The organism is Burkholderia sp. AU4i (genome assembly GCF_000466765.1).
GTDB classification, from domain to species: Bacteria; Pseudomonadota; Gammaproteobacteria; order Burkholderiales; family Burkholderiaceae; genus Burkholderia; species Burkholderia cepacia.
On record NZ_ASSI01000346.1, the window covers coordinates 1 to 510 of the forward strand.

At 62.9% G+C, this 510-nt stretch carries 1 protein-coding gene; it reads left to right on the plus strand.

Going from position 1 to position 510, the window contains the following annotated elements:
• Positions 1-105 precede the first annotated feature (105 nt).
• Complete coding sequence (locus tag L810_RS42240; RefSeq protein ID WP_042978349.1) at positions 106-354, plus strand: hypothetical protein; 249 nt, start codon at positions 106-108, stop codon at positions 352-354.
• Positions 355-510: the final 156 nt, after the last annotated feature.

Consider the following 510-nt stretch of genomic DNA (forward strand, 5'->3'; position numbering starts at 1 on the left):
ATCGACGCGTGAGCGAAAGGCATCCGGGGCAGGATGCGACGGATTGCCGGGCAGGTTGCCGTTGCCGTAAGATCGGCACTGGCTTTCCACCGGCATTCGCGTCACATGAAAAAGAACGTCCGTTTGCGGCTCACGGTCATCGCGTCGGCTTTTGCTGTCTACAGCGTTTATATGCACATCCAGCAGCTCATCAGCGGCTGCGTGTGGGTCAGGGGCCATCAGCGCTGCAGCTTCGAAAACAGCGCGAATTTCGAAGGCTGGATGGATCTCGACCTGATGATCGCCTGTTGCTGGGTCGCCGCGGCGGTGGTGGGCTGGATTTCCGTCGTGCAGGCCACGAAGAAGCCGGGTTGAAGGCGGGCAGTTCTGTCGCGCGAATCCGGTTTCTGTCAATCCGTGACAACGATCATCGGCGCCGCGCCGTCCGCGATCGACACGCATCTGCGGCTGCTCGAGGAGGCGACCGGCGTATCGTTGTTCGAGCGCGCGCCGCGCGGGCTGCTGCCGGCC